1 protein-coding gene and 1 pseudogene are annotated in these 19802 nt (G+C 73.3%); both read right to left on the reverse strand.

Going from position 1 to position 19802, the window contains the following annotated elements; genetic code table 11:
• Positions 1–11548: type I polyketide synthase (locus ABD289_RS11035; protein WP_425564653.1), on the reverse strand; the 11548-nt coding region annotated here is incomplete at its 3' end.
• Positions 11545–19785 (reverse strand): annotated as a pseudogene (locus tag ABD289_RS11040) (SDR family NAD(P)-dependent oxidoreductase); the annotation flags it as partial. The pseudogene ABD289_RS11040 and the gene ABD289_RS11035, both read right to left, overlap by 4 nt.
• Positions 19786–19802: the final 17 nt, after the last annotated feature.

Below are 19802 nucleotides of genomic sequence, written 5' to 3' on the forward strand. Positions count from 1 at the left end.
CGGCGAGGCGGAACAGGGCGACCTCGACCGCGAACAACGCAGGCTGCGCCCAACCCGTCCGATTCAGGACCTCGGCATCATCGCCCCACATCACATCCCGAACACCCGAATCAAGATGCCCCAGCACCGCATCCAAAGCCTCCGCGAACACCGGAAACCGGCCATACAACTCCCGGCCCATCCCCAAACGCTGCGAACCCTGACCCGCGAACAACACACCCAACGACCGCTCGTCAGCCACCCCACAGGCAAGTTCCGAGACCCCTTCCTCCGAAGCCAGCAACACCGCCCGGTGCTCGAACACCGACCGGGCCCCTGCCAGGGAAGACCCGATGTCGACCGCTGAGGGCTCGGGGTTGTCCTGCGCGAACGCCTCGATCCGCGCCAGCTGCGCCGCCAAGGCGTTCTCCGACCGAGCCGACACCGGCCACGGAACCGCGGCGGGCTCGACGACCGGCTCGACATCGGCCTCGGGCACCTCGACCGGTGCATCCGCCGCAGGCGGCTGCTCCAGGATCACGTGCGCGTTCGTGCCGCTGACACCGAACGACGACACACCAGCACGACGAACACGACCGGCATCCGGCCACTCCCGCGGCGAGGTCGGCAGCTCCACCGCTCCGGTCGTCCAGTCCACTGCGGACGACGGCTCGTCCACGTGCAGCGTGCGCGGCACGACCCCGTGGCGCATGGCCATGACCATCTTGATCACACCGGCGACGCCACCCGCCGACTGCGAGTGCCCGATGTTCGACTTGATCGAGCCCAGCAGCACCGGGTGCTCCCGGTCCTGCCCGTAGGTCGCCAGAACGGCCTGCGCCTCGATCGGGTCGCCCAGCGAAGTGCCCGTGCCGTGCGCCTCCACGACGTCCACATCGGACGCTCGCAGCCCGGCGTTGGCCAGCGTCTGACGGATCACCCGCTGCTGCGACGGACCGTTCGGTGCCGTCAACCCGTTCGACGCGCCGTCCTGGTTCACCGCGCTACCGCGCAGCACCGCCAGCACCTCGTGCCCGTTGCGCTCCGCGTCCGACAACCGCTCCAGCGCGAGGACGCCGACGCCCTCGGACCAGCCCGTGCCGTCGGCCGCGTCGGCGAACGCCTTGCACCTGCCGTCCGGGGCCAGCCCGCCCTGCCAGGTGAACGCGGCGAACGCGTTCGGCGTCGCCATCACCCGCGCGCCGCCCGCCAGCGCGAGGTCGCACTCGCCCTGCCGCAGGGACTGCGCTGCCAGGTGCATCGCCACCAGCGACGACGAGCAGGCCGTGTCCACCGTCACCGCAGGGCCTTCCAGCCCCAGCAGGTAGGAGACGCGGCCCGACAGCACGCTCGCTGAGAAGGCAGTGGTGGCGTAGAGCCGGAAGTCCTTGCGAGCGCTCGAGGTGGTCAGCAGGTCGCCGTAGTCCTGGCCGGTGGTCCCGGTGAACACACCGGTCCGGGTGCCGCGCAACGACGACGCCTCGACACCGGAACGCTCCAGCGCCTCCCACGAGGTCTCCAGCAGCAACCGCTGCTGCGGGTCCATCGCCAGCGCCTCGCGCGGCGAGATCCCGAAGAACCCCGCGTCGAACGCGGCCGCGTCGGCCAGGAAACCGCCCTGGGAGGTGGCGCTGACCATCCGGTCCAGGTCCCAGCCGCGATCGGCCGGGAAGTTCGAGATCACGTCCCGCCCCTCGGCCACCACGTCCCACAGCTGCTCGGGCGAGGAAACCCCGCCCGGATACCGGCAGCTCATCCCCACGATCGCGATCGGGTCGTCGGAAGACGCCGCGGTGACGACCGGAGCCGCGACGGCCGCGCCGCGACCGAGCAGCTCGTCGCGCAGGTGCGCGGCGAGCACCCGCACCGTCGGGTGATCGAAGACGAGCGTGGTCGGCAGCGCGAGCCCGGTGGCCGCCTTGAGCCGGTTGCGCACGTCGACGGCGGTCACCGAGTCGAACCCGAGCTCGCGGAACGCGCGGTCGACGGGAAGCTCACCCGCTTCCGCGTAGCCCAGCGCCCTCCCGGCTTCGGCGCGCACCAGGTCGATCAGCACGCGTTCCTGCTCGGCCTCGGTGCGACCGGCCAACCGCCGTTCCAGATCGGAGACGCCCTCCGCCCCGACCGCACCGGCTGCTTCGGAAAGCGCCTCCCGGACCTCCGGGACGCCCGTCAGCAGCGGGCTCGGCCGACCGGCCGTGAAGCTCGGGGCGAACCGCTGCCAGTCGGTATCGGTCACGGTGAGGGTCGTCGAACCGTCCTCGATGGCGTGCTGCAGCACCAGGATCGCCTGCTGCGGATCCATCGGCAGCACGCCGAGCCTGCGCATCCGCTCGGCCAGCACCGGATCGGTGGCCATCCCGGCATCGGCCCAAGCGCCCCACGCGATCGAGGTCGCCACCAGGCCGACCGACCGCCGGTACTGCGCCAAACCGTCCAGATACGCATTCGCCGCCGCGTAGCCGGACTGCCCGGCGCTGCCCCAGCTCGCCGCTCCCGAGGAGAACAGCACGAAGGCGTCCAGCTCGCGATCAGCGGTGAGCTCGTGCAAGTACCGCGCCGAAGTCATCTTCGCCCGCAGCACGGAATCGAGGTCGTCGGCCTCCAGCAGGTCAACGGGAGCTTCGCCGTCGCCGTGCGCGGCGGCGTGCACGACCGATCGCAGCGGATGCTCGTCCGGGATGCGCGAGAGCACGCCCGCCAGCGCTTCCCGGTCGGCGACGTCGCAGGCCTCTACGGTGACCCGGGCGCCCAGCGCCGTCAGCTCCTCGTGCAGGTGATCGGCACCGGGTGCTTCGGGGCCGCGACGGCTCAGCAGCACCACGTGCTCGACGCCGCGGCCGATCGCCCAACGCGCCACCTGCCCGCCGAGCGCACCGGTTCCACCGGTGATCAGCACGGTCCCGCGAGCGTGCCACTCGCCCCGGCGCGCGCCGCGCGGGGCGCGGGACAACCGCCGCCCGAACACCCCGGAGGAGCGCACCGCGACCTGGTCCTCGGCACCGGCGCCCGCGAGCACGCCGACGAAGCGCTGCGCGGCGCGGTCGTCGAGCTCGCCGGGCAGGTCGATCAGACCGCCCCACCGGCTCGGCAGGTCCAGCGCGGCGACCCGGCCGAGACCCCACAGTGCGGTTTGCACCGGTCTGCGCAGCGCATCGGATTCCCCAGTGGACACCGCGCCGCGCGTCACGCACCACACCGGAGCTGCGATACCGGCTTCTCCCAGCGCCCGCAGCAGCCGCACCGTCGAGATCAGGCCGGCCGGGCTAGACGCGAACGCCGGATGCGGAGTCTCCGCCAGGCCCAGCAGCGAGACCACACCGGTCAGGGCCGGCAGATCAGCCAGCAGGCTCGCCGGATCGGCCGAATCGTCGTCCAGCTCCAGCCGGATCACCTCGGCGCCGTGCGCTTCCAGTGCGTCCACCGCCCACTCCGACTCCGCGGCACCCGCCGGTAGCACGGCGAGCCAGGTCCCGGGCAGGCCGACGTCGGCGGTGACGGGCAGCGAGGTCCACCTCTCGCGGTAGCGCCAGGAGTCCACCGCGGCCTGGGCGCGCGAACGCTCGCGCCAGGACGCGAGAGCGGGTGCGACCACCGCCGCGGTATCGGCGTCGAGATCCAGCGCCGACGCCAGATCGCCGTCCTCGACCAGCTCCCAGAGCTCCGTTCCCACCGGATCCGCGGCCGTCGCCGGTTCGACCGGGTCCTCCCAGTAGCGCTGCTGCTGGAAGGCGTAGGTCGGCAGCTGGACCCGGCGCGCCCCCGTGCCCGCGAAGAACGCGGCCCAGTCCACCCGCACCCCGCGGACGTGCGCCTCGGCGACCGAGGACAGCAGCTGCGCCCAGCCGCCCTCGTCCCGGCGCAGCGAGCCGAGGACGACGCCCTCGCGGCCGGCGTCCTCCAGCGTCTCCTCGACGCCGCTGGTGAGCACCGGGTGCGCGCTGGGCTCGATGAACACGTCGCAGCCGTCGGCCAGCAGCGTCCGGGTGGCCTGCTCGAACCGCACGGTCCGCCGCAGGTTCGCGTACCAGTAGTCCGGATCCAGCCCGGTCGTGTCGATCGGGCCGCCGGTCACCGTGGAGTAGAACGGCACGGTGCCGGAGCGCGGCCGGATGCCGTCGAGGTCGTCGAGCACGCGCTCGCGGATGGCTTCCACCTGCGCGCTGTGCGAGGCGTAGTCGACGCTGACCCGGCGGGTGCGGACGCCGTCGCTCTCGCAGGCCGCCACCAGCTCGTCCAGCGCGGCGTCGTCGCCGGCCACGACCGTGGAGCTCGGCGCGTTCACCACCGCCACGGACAGGCGCTCGTCCCACTGCTCCAGGCGCTCGCGCACCTGGTCCTCGGCGAGCGCGACCGAGACCATTCCGCCCCGGCCGGACAGCGAGTCGGCCACCGCCAGGCTGCGCAGGGCGACCACCTGCGCGGCGTCCCGCAGGCTCAGCGCCCCGGAGACCACCGCCGCGGCGATCTCGCCCTGCGAATGACCCACCACCGCCGCGGGTTCCACGCCCAGCGAGCGCCACACGTGAGCGAGCGAGACCATCGTCGCCCACAGCACCGGCTGGACCACGTCGACGCGCTCCAGGGACGGCGCGTCCTCGTCCTCCCGGAGCACGTCGAGCAGCGACCAGTCGACGAACGGCGCCAGCGCCGCCGCGCACTCCTCGATCCGCTCGTCGAAGGCCGCGGATCGCCCCAGCAGCTCGCGCCCCATGCCGACCCACTGCGATCCCTGGCCCGGGAAGACGAACGCGGTCTTGCCGACGGTTCTCGCGACACCGCGCACCACGTGCCCGCCGGGCCGGTCGGTGACCAGCGCGTCCAGCGCGCCGCACAGCTCGTCGCGGCCGGTTCCCAGCACGACGGCCCGGTGCTCGAAGAGCGTCCGGGAGGTCACCAGCGAGAAGCCGATGTCCACCGGATCGGCGTCCTCGTCGGCAGCGGACCGGAGCCTGGCGGCCTGCGCGGTCAGGGCCTGCTCCGACCTGGCCGAGACGACCCACGGAACCACCGCCGGAGGCTCGGACCGCTGCTCGGGCCGCTCCTCGGGACCCGGCGCCTGTTCGAGGATGACGTGCGCGTTGGTACCGCTGATCCCGAACGACGACACCCCGGCGCGGTGCGGACGATTCGCCTCCGGCCACGGCGTCGATTCGGTCAGCAGCCGGACACCACCGGCGGACCAGTCGACCTGTTGGCTGGGTTCGTCGGCGTGCAGGGTCTTCGGCAGCACGCCGTTGCGCAGCGCCAGCACCATCTTGATGACCCCGCCGACACCGGCGGCCGCCTGCGCGTGCCCGATGTTCGACTTCAAACCGCCCAGCAGCAGCGGTTGTTCGCGGTCCTGACCGTAGGTGGCCAGCAGTGCCTGCGCCTCGATCGGGTCCCCCAGCGGCGTTCCGGTGCCGTGCCCCTCCACCGCGTCCACATCGGAGGGTTGCAGTCCCGCGCTGCTCAGCGCCTGCCGGATCACCCGCTGCTGCGCGGGACCGTTCGGCGCCGTCAGGCCGTTCGACGCCCCGTCCTGGTTCACCGCGCTGCCCCGCACGACCGCCAGCACCTGGTGCCCGTTGCGGCGGGCGTCCGACAGGCGCTCCAGCACCAGCGCGCCCGCGCCCTCGGACCAGCCCATCCCGTCCGCCGAGTCGGAGAACGCCTTGCACCGGCCGTCCGGCGACAGCCCGCGCAGCCGACCGAAGGTGGTGAACGCCTCCGGCGTGGACATCACCGTCACACCACCGGCCAGCGCGAGATCGCACTCGCCGGAGCGCAGCGACTGCATGGCCACGTGCAGCGACACCAGCGACGAGGAGCACGCGGTGTCCACCGAGAGCGCGGGGCCTTCCAGGCCGAGCGCGTAGGCGACCCGGCCGGAGACCAGGCTGCCGCCGCTAGTGCTGGCGGAGTCGGTGCCCCGCGCGTAATCGTGGTACATCACTCCAGCGAACACGCCGGTCCGGCTGCCCTTCAGCGAGCGCGGGTCCATCCCGGCGCGCTCGAAGGCCTCCCATGCCACCTGCAGCATCACCCGCTGCTGCGGGTCGGTCTGGGTCGCCTCCGCCGGTGAGATCCCGAAGAACGCCGGGTCGAACCGGGTCGCGTCGTCGACGAACCCGCCCGCCGACACGTAGGTCCGCCCCACCTTGCCCGGTTCGGGGTCGAAGATCCGGTCCAGATCCCATCCTCGATCGGTGGGGAACTCGCCGATCGCGTCGCTGCCGTCGACGAGCAGCTGCCACAGGCCCTCGGGGCTCATCGCCCCGCCCGGGTAGCGGCAGCTCATCGCCACCACCGCGACCGGGTCGTCCTCGTCCGGGTTCCGGCTCGGGATAACCGGTTCGGCGCGGGCCACGCCCCCGAGGTCGTCGTCCAGGTGCTCCACGACCGCCACCGGAGTCGGGTGGTCGAAGACGAGCGTGGCGGGCAGCCGCAGTCCCGTGGCGCCGCCCAGCCGGTTGCGGAACTCGACGGCGGTCAGCGAGTCGAACCCGAGCTCCTGGAAGGCGCGGTCGGGCTCCACGGCTTCCGCCGATTCGTGCCCGAGCACCGCCGCAGCCGTGGCGCGCACCAGTTCGAGGAAGGCGGCTCGCCGATCGGCGTCGTCCAGGCCCGCGAGCTCGCGGGCGATGGGCGAGGTCCGCGCGGCCTGACGCACCGAACCGCGCACGAGACCGCGCAGCAGCGCCGGGTTTTCACCCTCGCGAGCCCGGATCGCAGCGGGGGAGATCCGCAGCGGCACGAGTTGCGCGGCGTCCGCGGTCAGCGCCGCGTCGAACAGCGCCAGCCCGTCCTCGCCCGACAGCGGCAGGTATCCCTGCTCCCGCATCCGGTCCCAGTCGGCCTGGGCGAGCCCGGCGCTGAGGCCGTCGCCGATGTCCAGGACGCCGTAGTCCAGCGAGACCGCGGGCAGTCCCGCGTCGCGGCGGTGCGCGGCGAGGGCGTCCAGGAAGACGTTGGCCGCCGCGTAGTTCGCCTGCCCCGCGGCCAGCACCAGACCGCCCGCGGAGGAGACCAGGACGAACATCGACAGGTCGCGGTCCCGCGTGAGCTCGTGCAGGTGCCATGCGGCGTCGACCTTCGGGCGGAACACCCCGTCGAGCCGCTCCGGCGTGACCGACTCGACGACGCCGTTGTCGGTGGCACCGGCCGCGTGCACGACTCCGGTCAGCGGCTGCTCGGCGGGAACGCTCTCGAGCAGCTCGGCGAGGGCGTCGCGGTCGGCGACGTCGCAGGCGGCGATGCGCACCGAAGCGCCCAGCTCGGCCAGTTCGGCGCGCAATCGCTCGGCACCGGGCGCGTCCGGGCCGCGGCGACTGGTCAGCAGCAGGTGACGAACCCCGTGCGCGGTGACCAGGTGCCTGGCCACCAGCTCACCCAGCCCGCCGGTGCCGCCGGTGACGAGCACGATGCCGTCCTGCGGCGCCGGCACCGCCGAACCGCCGGTGGTGCGGGTCAGCCGGGGCAGGCGAAGCGCGCCGTCGCGGATCGCCGCCTCCGGTTCTCCGGCCGAGCTGGCCGCCCGGACGTGCGCGAGGTCGTCGACGTCCAGCAGCTGGAACCGGCCCGGGTTCTCCGCCTCGGCCGCCCGGACGAGGCCCCACACCGGTGCCTGTCCGAGGTCGGCCGACTCCTCGCCGACCGCGACGGCGCCACGGGTGACCACGACCAGCCGGGACCCGCTGAAGCGGTCGTCGGCCAGCCACCGCTGCACCGCGTCCAGCACGGCCGCGGTGACCGCTCGGGCCGCGTCCGGCGCGTTCTCCCCGCTGCGCGGGCAGATCAGGGCGACGAGCTCCGGAACGTCCTCGCCGGCGGCATCGATCAGCTCGGCCGCGTCGCCGAACGCCGGGGCGTCCAAATCGGCCTCCCCGGCGCCGATCACGGCCCAGCGCAGCGGTTCCGGAGCCGGAAGCGGCCGGGTCGTCCAGTCCAGGCCGAACAGCGAATCGGAGACCTGCTGGGTCCCCAGCTGCTCGGCCGTCACCGCGCGGCCGACCAGGTTGTCCACCGACAGCACGGGCGCGCCCAGTTCGTCGGCGAGCTGCAGCGAGGCGGCTCCCCGCCCGCGAGTCACCATCCGCACCCGCACCGACGACGTTCCGGCCGCGTGCAGCGAGACCCCGTTCCACACGAACGGCAGGGACACGCCCTCGTCGCGGTCCTGCGCGTCGACCAGCGAGACGTGCATGGCCGCGTCGAGCACGGCCGGGTGGATGCCGTACCGCGAGGCCGCATCGCTCTCCGGTTCGGCGAGCGCGATCTCGGCGAACAGCTCGTCGCCGCGGCGCCATGCCGCGCGCATGCCCCGGAAAGCGGGCCCGTAGCCGTATCCCGCCTCGGCGAGCTGCTCGTAGGCCTCGGTCAGCTCGATCGGCCGCACCTGCGGCGGCGGCCATTCGGCGAGGTCGAAATCGGGGACCGCGCCGCCGGGGGCCACCACGCCTTCGGCGTGCAGCGTCCACGGGGCTTCGGTGCTCCGGCGCGCGTGCACGGTGAGCCTGCGCCTGCCGGACTCGTCCGCGCCCGCGACCGCCACCTGGGTCCAGACGCCGCCGTCCTCCGGGATCACCAGTGGTGCGCGCAGCGTCAGCTCTTCGACGACGTCGCAGTCCACGCGCTGGGCCGCGTGCACGGCGAGCTCCACGAAACCGGTTCCGGGCAGCAGCACCGAACCGAGCACCACGTGATCGGCCAGCCACGGCAGTCCACCGGTGGACAGCTTGCCGGTGAAGGTCACGCCGTCGGAGTCGGGCTGCTCGACCACCGCGCCCAGCAGCGGGTGCTCCGCCACGTCGACGCCCGCGGCGGCGAGACCGCCGACGTCGCCGCCGAGCCAGGACGCCGCCAGGTGCGCGCGGGGATCCAGCCAGAAGCGCTGGTGCTGGAAGGGGTAGGTGGGCAGGTCGATCCGACGCGCGCCGCTGTCGCGGTAGAACGCGGCCCAGTCCACGGCGGCCCCGGCCGCGAACAGCCGGGCGAGGCCGGTGACGGCGGTCGTGCGTTCGGGCTGCTGCCGCCGCCCCAGCGCAACGGCCACGGGCGCGGCCGCAGCAGTGCTGCTGTCCTCCTGCTCGAGGGCCTGCAGGACCATCGGTGTCAGCGCCGCGTCGGGCCCGACCTCGGCGAACCGCGACACTCCCAGCTCGCGCATCGTGCCGACCGCGTCGGCGAACCGCACGGTGTCGCGCACCTGCCGGACCCAGTAGACGGGGTCGCACATCTCTTCGGTGATCTGCTCACCGGTCACTGCGGACACGAGCGGGCTGGTCGGCTCGGCGAAGGACAGACCGCCGATCTCGGCCTCGAAGGCCTCCAGCATCGGTTCCATCAGCGACGAGTGGAAGGCGTGCGACACGCGCAGCTCGCGGGTTCGCCAGCCCTGCTCGGCGCACCGCTCCAGCACCGCGCGGACGTGGTCGGTCACGCCGGAGACGACCACCGACGCCGGACCGTTCACCGCGGCGATGTCCACCTCGCCGGACAGCAGCGAACGGACGTCGTCCTCCGCCGCGCCGACCGCGACCATCGCGCCGCCCTCGGGCAGCTGCTGCATCAACCGGGCGCGGGCGGCCACGAGCGCGCAGGCGTCCTGCAGCGACAGGACTCCGGCGACGTGCGCGGCGGCGATCTCACCGATCGAGTGCCCGGTCACGACGTCGGGGCGCGCGCCCCAGGACTCCAGCAACCGGAACAGCGCCACCTCGAAGGCGAACAGGCCTGCCTGCGCGTGCAGGGTCTGGTCCAGCAGGTCGTCGTCCCCGGTCTCGCCGAAGATCACCGCGCGCGGGGAACGGCCCAGCAGTGGCGCGAGCTCCTCGGTGATCTCGTCGAAGGAGCGGGCGAAAACCGGGAAGGCGGCGTGCAGATCGGCACCCATGCCCGCCCACTGCGCGCCCTGACCGGAGAAAACCGCTCCCGTCGAACCGGCGACGACCCGGCCGGAGACCGCGCCCGGAGCTTCCGCGCCCCGGGCCAGCGCGTCCAGACCGGCCGCCAACTCCGCTGCGCCCGTGCCGACGACGACGGCGCGATGCTCGAAGACCGCGCGCGAGCTGTGCAACGAGAACCCGACGTCCAACGGGTCCGTTCCGTCCACGTGCGACAGCAGGTCCCGGGCGCGATCGTGCAGCGCATCGGCGGTCCGCCCGGACAGCACCCAGGGAAGCACCGGGGCCGGAACCGGCTCCGGCTCCTCGTCGGCGGTTTCCTCGGCGGGAGCCTGCTCCAGGATGACGTGCGCGTTGGTGCCGCTGATCCCGAACGAGGAAACGCCCGCCCGCCGCGGGCGCTCGGTCTCGGGCCAGGGCACCGACTCGCGCAGCAGCCGGACGCCGCCGGAGTCCCAGTCGACGCGCGCGCTCGGCTCGTCCACGTGCAGCGTGCTCGGCAGCACGCCGTTGCGCAGCGCCAGCACCATCTTGATGACCGCGCCCACGCCCGCGGCCGCCTGCGCGTGCCCGATGTTCGACTTCAGCGAACCCAGCCACAGCGGCCGATCGGCGGGCCGGTTCGCGCCGTACGTCCCGAGCAGCGCCTGCGCCTCGATCGGGTCACCCAGCGTCGTGCCGGTGCCGTGCCCCTCCACCGCGTCCACCTGATCGGCCGAGATGCGCGCGTTCGCCAGCGCCTGGCGGATCACGCGGCGCTGGGCCGGACCGTTCGGCGCGGTCAGCCCGCTCGACGCGCCGTCCTGGTTCACCGCGCTGCCCCGCACGACGGCCAGCACCTGGTGCCCGTTGCGCCGAGCGTCCGACAGGCGCTCGACGACCAGCACGCCGACTCCCTCGGACCAGGACGTGCCGTCGGCGGACTCGGCGAAGGAACGGCAGCGGCCGTCCGCGGACAGCCCGCGTTGACGGCTGAACTCGATGAACGCCTCGGGCGTGGACATCACCGTGACGCCACCCGCCAGCGCCAGCTCGCACTCGCCGGAGCGCAGCGACTGCGCTGCCGCGTGCAGCGACACCAGCGAGGACGAGCACGCGCTGTCCACGGTGACGGCCGGGCCTTCCAGGCCGAACGCGTAGGACAACCGGCCGGACGCGACGGAACCGGAGTTCGAGTTGGCCGGGTAGTCGTGGTACATCATCCCGACGAACACGCCGGTATGGCTGCCGCGCATCGCACCGGGGTCGATGCCCGTCCGCTCGAACGCCTCCCACGAGGTCTCCAGCAGCAGGTGCTGCTGCGGGTCCATGGTCGACGCCTCGTTCGGGCTGATCCCGAAGAAGCCGGGATCGAAATCCCCCGCCTCGTGCAGGAAACCGCCCCGCGTGCTGTAGGTGGTGTTCGGCTGCTGCCCGGTCGGGTCGTGCAGCCGTTCGGTCTCCCAGCCGCGGTTGGTGGGGAACTCGGAGACGGCGTCGACCCCGTCGGCCACCAGGCGCCACAGGGCCTCCGGTCCGGTCACGCCACCCGGGTAGCGGCAGGCCATGCCGACGATCGCGATCGGCTCGGCGGCCGCTGCGAGGAGCTCGCGGTTCTGGGCGCGGAGCTGTTCGGTCTCCTTCAGCGAGGCCCGCAGCGCCCCGATGAGCTTGTCCCTGGACTCAGCCATGTTCAGCCTCACGCTTCCCGTGTCGCATCGTCGGATGCGGCAGCACCCTCGAACGCCATCGTGATCAGGTCTTCGGCGCCCATCTCGTCGATGTCTTCGATCTCGACGCCCGCGCCGTGCTCGGTTTCGGCGGAGCCCCGCGCCCCGCCGAGTTCGAGCAGGGCGTCCAGCAGGCCCGCGTCGCGGAGCCGGGTCAGCGGGATCTCCCGCAGCACCTCGCGGACGCGGTCCTCGGTCGACGCCGCGGCGTCCACGTCCGCCGGGGCGAGTTGCTCGCCGAGGTGCTCGGCGAGCGCCGTCACGCTGGGGTGGTCGAAGGCGAGGGTCGCGGACAGCCGCAGCCCGATCGCCTTGCTCAGGGAGTTGCGCAGCTCCACCGCGGTCAACGAGTCGAAACCCATGTCGGTGAACCCGGTCGTCGGATCGACCGACGCGGCGTCGGCGTGGCCGAGCACCGTCGCGACGTGCGACCGGACGAGTTCCTCGAGCAGCGCGGGGCGCTCGGCCTCGGAAGCGTCGCGCAGTCGCCCGTGCAGCGCCGGTTCCGCGCTGGCCTGCGCGAGCCTGCGACGGCTCGGCCGGACCAGTTCGGCGAACAGCGGGGGCACGTCCGCTCCCGCCGCCCGGAGAGCTTCGGCTTCGAGCCGCATCGGAACCAGCGTGGGCGCGCTGCGCGCGCAGGCCGCGTCGAACAGGCGCAGTCCTCGCTCGGCGGGCAGCGATCCGACGCCGTTGCGGACCGTTCGCTGCCGCGCGGCGTCGTCCAGATCGCCTGCCATGCCGGATGATTCGCCGTCGGCCCAGAGCCCCCAGGCGAGCGACTGCCCGGCCAGGCCGCGGGCCCGCCGGTGCTCGATCAGGGCGTCCAGGCAGGCGTTGGCGGCCGCGTAGTTGCCCTGCCCCGGACCGCCGATCACGCCTGCGGCCGAGGAGAACACCACGAAGGCCGACAGGGGCAGGTCCCCGGTCAACTCGTGCAGGTGGAAGGCCGCGTCGACCTTCGGTCGCAGCACCGACTCCACCTGCTCGTCGGTCAGGGAGCCGATCACGCCGTCGTCGATCACGCCGGCCATGTGCACCACGCCGGTCAGCGGGCGCTCCGCCGGAACACCGGCCAGCACGGCCGCGACCGAGTCCCGGTCCGCCGCGTCGCACGCGGCGAACTCCACCTCGGCGCCCAGCTCCGCCAACTCGGCTCGCAGGTCCTCGGCACCCGGAGCGGAACCGCCGCGCCTGCTGGCCAGCACCAGGCGGCGGACGCCGTGCGCGGTCACCAGGTGCTCGCTGAGCAGCCGTCCCAGCATTCCGCCCGCGCCGGTGACCAGCACGGTACCTTCGGAATCGAACGTCGACGCGGGCGAGGCGACGTCATCGCTCGCCCGGCTCAACCGCGCTCCGAAGGAACGCCCGTCGCGCACCACCACCTGCGGTTCGCCGGTGGCCAGCACGCTCGCGGCGTCGAGCTCCCCGTCGACGTCGGCCAGCACGATCCGGCCTGGGTGCTCGGCCTGCGCGGAACGCACCAGCCCCCACACCGCGGCACCCGCGAGATCGGTCGTCTCCTCCCCGGGCAGCGCGACCGCCGACCGGGTGACCACCAGCAGCGCGGCGTCGGTGTCCCGGGACAGGAACTCGCGCAGCAGGCCGAGGACCCGTCGCACCTCGGTTCGCACAGCGGTCTCGTCGGAGCCCGGCACCGTCCGGACGACCTCGGTCTCCCGCTCGGCCGGTGCGGCCGGTGACACCGGCGTCCAGCGCAGCTCGAACAGGTCGTCCGCTCCGGAGGCGTGGCCCGCGAGGTGCTCGGCCGAGACCGGCCGGGTCACCAGCGAGTCGACGGCGGCCACCGGCGCGCCCGCGGTGTCCGCCAGCTCCAGCGTCATGGTGCCGTCGGCGTCCTGGGTCAACCGGACCCGAAGCGCGGAAGCACCGGACGCGTGAACCGACACGCTCCGCCAGGAGAACGGCAGCGCGGCTTCGGCGGGCTCGGCGGCGTGCAGCGCGGCGTCCAGCGCCGCCGGGTGCAGGCCGAAACCGTCCGGCCCGTGGCCGTCCGGCAGCCGCACCTCCGCGAACACCTCGTGCCCGCGCCGCCAAGCGGCGCGCAGGCCCTGGAACACGGGACCGTAGTCGAACCCGGTCTCGGCGAAGCGCGCGTAGCGCGCGGCCACGTCGATCGGTTCGGCGCCCGGGGGCGGCCATTCCGCGGCGAACGCGGTGGTGTCCGGCGCGTCGTCGCGCACGGCGAGAAGCCCGGTGGCGTGCTCGGTCCACGGCGCGTCACCGCTGTCCGGGCGACTGTGGATCGCGACGGTACGGCGGGCGGAGTCGTCCACCGCACCGACCCGGACCTGCAGGTGCACCGCTCCCCGTTCGGGCATTACCAGCGGTGCCGCCAGGGTCAGTTCCTCGACCCGCTCGCACCCGAGCTCGGCACCGGCTCGGACGGCCAGTTCCAGGAACGCCGTGCCGGGCAACAGCACCCGCCCCATGACGACGTGGTCGGCGAGCCACGGCTGGGCGTCGAGCGAAACCCTGCCGCTGAACAGGTGCTCGCCCGACCCGGCGAGTTCGGCGCCCGCACCGAGCAGCGGATGCTCGACCGCTGCCAGGCCCAGGCCCGAGGCATCACCGGCGCGCGGTGACTCGGTCGCCCAGAACCACCGGTGCTGGAAGGCGTACGTGGGCAAATCGACCCAGCGCGCTCCGGTCCCCGCGAAGAACGCCTGCCACCGCACGCCGACGCCGACGACGTGCAGCTCGGCGAGCGCGCGGACCAAGCAGGACTGCGCGTCCTGGTCCTCGCGCTGCACCGGGACGATCACCGCCGCCTCCGGTGCCGATTCGGCGACCAGCGCGGACAGCACGCCGTCCGGTCCGAGCTCCAGGAAGGCGGAGGCTCCGCACTCGGCCAGGTCGGCGACCGCGTCGGCGAACCGGACGGTCTCCCGCACGTGCCGCACCCAGTACTCCGGCGAGGTCACGTCCCCGGCTGCGGCGATGGGGATGGTCGGCTCGTCGAAGGTCAATCCGGTGACCACCGCGCGGAACTCGTCCAGCATCGGATCCATCAGCGGGGAGTGGAACGCGTGCGAGACCTTCAGCCGCGTCGACTTCCAGTGCTCCGCGACCGCCAGCACCGCCTGCTCGTGACCGGCCAGCACCACCGAGGACGGCCCGTTGACCGCCGCGATGGAAACGCCGTCGACCAGGTGCGGGAGCACCTCGTCCTCACCGGCCTGAACCGCCACCATCGCGCCGCCCGGCGGGAGGTCCCGCATGAGGCCCGCTCTGGCGCTGACCAGCGCGCACGCATCGGTCAGCGAGAGCACACCGGCGACGTGCGCGGCCGCGATCTCGCCGATCGAGTGCCCGGCGAGGTGGTCCGGCCGCACGCCGAAGGACTCGATCAGCCGGAACAGCGCCACCTCGACCGCGAACAGCGCGGGCTGCGCGTTACCGGTCTGGTTCAGTGCTTCGGCGTCGGCACCCCACATGATCTCGCGCACCGCTGGGTCGAGTTGCGCCAGCACCGCGTCCAGCGCCTCCGCGAAGACCGGGAACCGCTCGTAGAGCCCCCGTCCCATGCCGAGCCGCTGCGCGCCTTGACCGGAGAACAGCACGGCCAGCGACCGCTCGCGCGCGACGCCGCGGGCGATCTCCGCCGGGCCACCTTCCGAGGCGCTGTCGTCGGTGGCCAGCAGGACCGCGCGGTGGTCGAACTCCGACCTCGACGCGACCAGCGAGTACCCGACGTCCCCGGGGGCTTCCGCGATCGGCCGCAGGCGCGCGATCTGATCGTCCAGCGCGCCCTCGTCCTTCGCGGAGACCGCCCACGGCACCGCACCGGAGACCGGTCGGCGGTCCTCGTCGGGGCGGGGCGCCTCGGACGGCTGCTCGATGATCACGTGCGCGTTGGTGCCGCTGACGCCGAAGGACGACACCCCGGCTCGTCGGGGGCGGCCGGCATCGGCCCACTCGCTCGGCTCGGTGACCAGCTCGACCGCACCGGAGTCCCAATCCACGTGCGCGGAAAGGTTTTCCGCGTGCAGCGATGTGGGAACCACGCCGTGCCGCATCGCCAGCACCATCTTGATCACGCCGGCCACGCCCGAAGCGGCCTGCGCGTGGCCGATGTTGGACTTGATCGACCCCAGCAGCAGCGGGTCCTCGCGGTCCTGGCCGTAGGTGGCCAGCAGCGCCTGCGCCTCGATCGGATCGCCCAGCGTCGTCCCGGTCCCGTGCGCCTCGACCACGTCGACGTCCGATGTGGACACGGCCGCATCCGCGAGCGCCTGCCGGATCACGCGCTGCTGCGAGGGGCCGTTCGGCGCCGTCAGGCCATTCGACGCGCCGTCCTGGTTCACCGCGCTGCCGCGCAGCACTCCGAGCACCTGGTGCCCGTTGCGCTGCGCGTCGGAGAGCCGCTCCAGCACCAGCAGGCCGACGCCCTCGGACCAGCCCACACCGTCGGCGGAGTCGGCGAACGACTTGCACCGGCCGTCCGGCGACAGGCCGCGCTGACGGGAGAACTCGAGGAACGTGCGCGGCGTGGACATCACGGTGACGCCACCCGCCAGGGCCAGCGAGCACTCGCCCTGCCGCAGGGCTTGGGCGGCCAGGTGCATCGACACCAGCGAGGACGAGCACGCCGTGTCCACCGTCATCGCCGGACCCTCGAACCCGAAGGTGTAGGACAACCGGCCGGAGACCACGCTCGGCGAGGTGCCGATGTTCTGGTAGCCCTCGAACGCGGGGTCGCCGAGCAGGTTACTGTAGTCGTTGTACATCACGCCCGCGAACACACCGGTCCGGCTGCCCCGCAACGACGCCGGATCGATCCCGGAGCGTTCCAGGGACTCCCACGCCACCTCCAGCAGCAGGCGCTGCTGGGAATCGGTGGCCACCGCTTCGCGCGGCGACATCCCGAAGAAGCCGGGATCGAAATCGCCCGCGTCGTGCAGGAAACCGCCCTGGCGCGTGTAGGACGTGCCCGCGTGCTCCGGGTCCGGATCGAACAGCGCGTCCAGGTCCCAGCCGCGGTTCCTCGGGAACTCGGTGACCGCGTCGACACCGTCCGAGACCAGCCGCCACAGGTCCTCCGGCGAGGACACCCCACCCGGATACCGGCAGGCCATGCCCACGATGACCACCGGGTCGCCGGTCGTGCTCGCCCGCACCGGTAGCGCCTCGGCGGCGGTCGGCTCGGCGCCGAACAGCTCGTCGTGCAGGTAAGCGGCCAGCGCGTTGGCCGTGGGGTGATCGAAGCTCAAGGTCGTCGGCAGCCGCAGACCGGTCGCGGCGCCGAGCTGATTGCGCAGCTCCACCGCGGTCAGCGAATCGAAACCGAGATCCTGGAACGCCCGGGACGGATCCACCGCAGCAGCGTCCGCGTGCCCAAGCACCGAGGCGACCTCGCTGCGGACGAGGTCGACGAGCGCTCCCGGACGTTCCGGCTCACTCAGCGCGCCCAGCCGGGCCACCAGCGATTCCGTCGCGCGGGATCCGGCCAGCGACCGGCGCGACCTCGACCGGACCAACCCGCGCAGCAGCGGCGGAACCTCGCCGCTGGAACGAATCGCCGCCAGATCCAGCCGCACCGGCAGCGCCACCGGGTTCTCCCCGGCCAGCGCGGTGTCGAACAGCTGCAAGCCCTGCTCGGCCGACAGCGGCGGCATCCCCGACCGGCCCATCCGGTCGGTGTCCGCATCGGAGGCCATGCCGAGCCGCCACGGACCCCAGGCCAGCGAGGTGCCCGGCAGGTCGAGCGAACGCCGGTGCTCGACCAGCGCGTCCAGGAAGGCGTTGGCCGCCGCGTAGTTGCTCTGCCCCGGCGTGCCGAAAGCGCCCGCCGCGGAGGAGAACACCACGAACGCCGACAGGTCCTCGGTCAGCTCGTGCAGGTTCCAGGCCGCGTCCACCTTCGGCCGCAGCACCGCGTCCAACCGCTCCGGGGTCATCGCTTCGAGCACGCCGTCGTCGAGAACACCCGCGACGTGGACGACCGAGCGCACCGGGTGCTCGTCGAGCAACCGCTCGACCGAGGAGCGGTCCGCCGCGTCGCAGGCCACGACCGCGACGCGGGCTCCCTGCGCCGTCAGGTCGGTGACGAGGTCTGCGGACCCGGCCGCACCGGGGCCGCGACGGCTGACCAGCACCAGATCCCGCACGCCGTGCTCGGCCACCAGGTGACGGGCCACCACGGCACCCAAACCACCGGTACCACCGGTGACCAGCACCGGACCCTCGACGTCCCAGCGGGCCTGCTCGTCGCGCAGCGCGGTCCGGGCCAACCGGGCTCCCAGCAGTTCGCCATCGCGGATCAACAGCTGCGGCTCGTCGCAGGAAAGCGCCCGCTCCAACGCCGTGCCATCGATCGGGTCCGGTCCCAGCTCCAGCAGGCCGAACCGCCCCGGGTGCTCCGCCTGCGCCGACCGGACCAGGCCCCACACCGCCCCGGCCGCCGGGTCGGCACCGGACAGCGCGCCGCGCGTCACGAACACCAGGCGGGAATCGGCGAACCGCTCCGCGGCCAGCCAGGTGCGCAGCGCGGCGAGCGCCTCGGCGGTCACCTCGTGGGTGGCGGAGACGACGTCGCCGGTCTCGCCCGCGATCGACACCAGCACGGTTGCCGCAGCGCAGGAGGCCAGGTCGGGCTCGAGGACCGCGTCGGTCCCGGCGCTGCGCAGCGTCCCGGCGATCCCGTGGGCGTCCGGGCCGGCAACGGCGACCGGTTCTGCCCGCACCGCACCGGAAACCGTCGTCCACTCCACGTGGAACAACGAGTTCTCCGAGCGCACCGGCGAACCGTGGGCCTTCGGCAGCGGGCGGGTGCGCAGCGAGCCGATCGATGCCACCGGCTGGCCGGCGCGGTCCGCGACGGCGAGGACGAATTCGCCGTCCGCCCGAGGGGACACGCGCACTCGTACCGCCGAAGCCCCGGTGGCGTGCAGGGACACTCCTTGCCAGGAGAAGGGCAGCCCGCCGCGCTCGATCACGTCCGGATCGGCGGCTCCGGAAGCGTGCAAGCAGGCGTCCAGCAGCGCGGGGTGCAGGCCGAACCCGCTGATCTCCGCTCCCTCCGGCAGCGAGACCTCGGCGAAGACCTCCTGGTCGCGGCGCCACACCGCGCGCAGCCCGCGGAAGACCGGACCGTAGTCGAACCCGGCCTCGGCGAACCGCTCGTAGGCGCTGTCCGGGTCCACGGGCACGGCACCGGCCGGTGGCCACGCCTCCAGAACCGCCTGCTCCTCCTGGTCACCGACACCGAGGACGCCGCTGGCGTGCTCCACCCACGGCAGGTCGGCTTCGCCCTCGGGCCGGGAGAGCACCGCGATCGAGCGCCTGCCCGCGTCGTCGGCAGCGCCGACCGAGACCTGCAACCGCACCGCGTCGCGCTCGGGGAGCACCAGCGGGGCGGCGAGCATCAGCTCCTCGACCCGGTCGCAGCCCACCTCGTCGCCCGCCCGAATCGCCAGCTCGAGGAACGCCGTGCCGGGGAACAGCACCTGGCCGGCGATGACGTGGTCGGCGAGCCAGGAGTGCGTGCGCGACGAAAGGCGGCTGGTGAACAGGAACCCGTCCGTACCGGCCAGTTCCACGGCCGCACCGAGCAACGGGTGTTCCACCGCCGCGAGCCCGGCCGCGCGCACGTCGCCCCGCGCGGCGGAGAGCCGAGCCCAGTACCGCCGGTGCTGGAACGCGTAGGTCGGCAGGTCAACCTGCCGCGCGCCCGTGCCCGCGAAGAGCGGGGTCCAGTCCACGTCGAGACCGGCGACGTGCAGGCCTGCCAGCGCCGCGAGCGCGGCCGGCTCCTCAGCGCGGTCCTTGCGGAGCGCGGGGACCAGCACAGCATCATCCGGAGCCGACGCGGCGGCCAGACCGGTGAGCGCTCCGTCCGGGCCGAGTTCCAGGAAGGCGTTGACGCCCGCGTCGGCGAGACGCGCGACGGAATCGGCGAAGCGCACGGTTTCCCGCACGTGCTGCACCCAGAACTCCGGCGAGGACACATCACCGGAGGCGATGACAGGAATGCCCGGGGCGTGGAAGGACAACCCGCTGATCGCGGTGCGGAAGTCCTCCAGCATCGGATCCATCAACGGCGAGTGGAACGCGTGGGAAACCTTGAGCCGCGTCGACTTCCAGCGTTCGGCCACCGTGAGCACGGCAGTCTCGTCACCGGCCAGCACCACCGAGGTCGGACCATTCACCGCCGCGACCGACACACCCTCCACCAGATGCGGCAGCACCTCAGCCTCACCAGCCT

The organism is Saccharopolyspora halophila (assembly GCF_039531955.1).
Lineage (GTDB): Bacteria > Actinomycetota > Actinomycetes > Mycobacteriales > Pseudonocardiaceae > Saccharopolyspora > Saccharopolyspora halophila.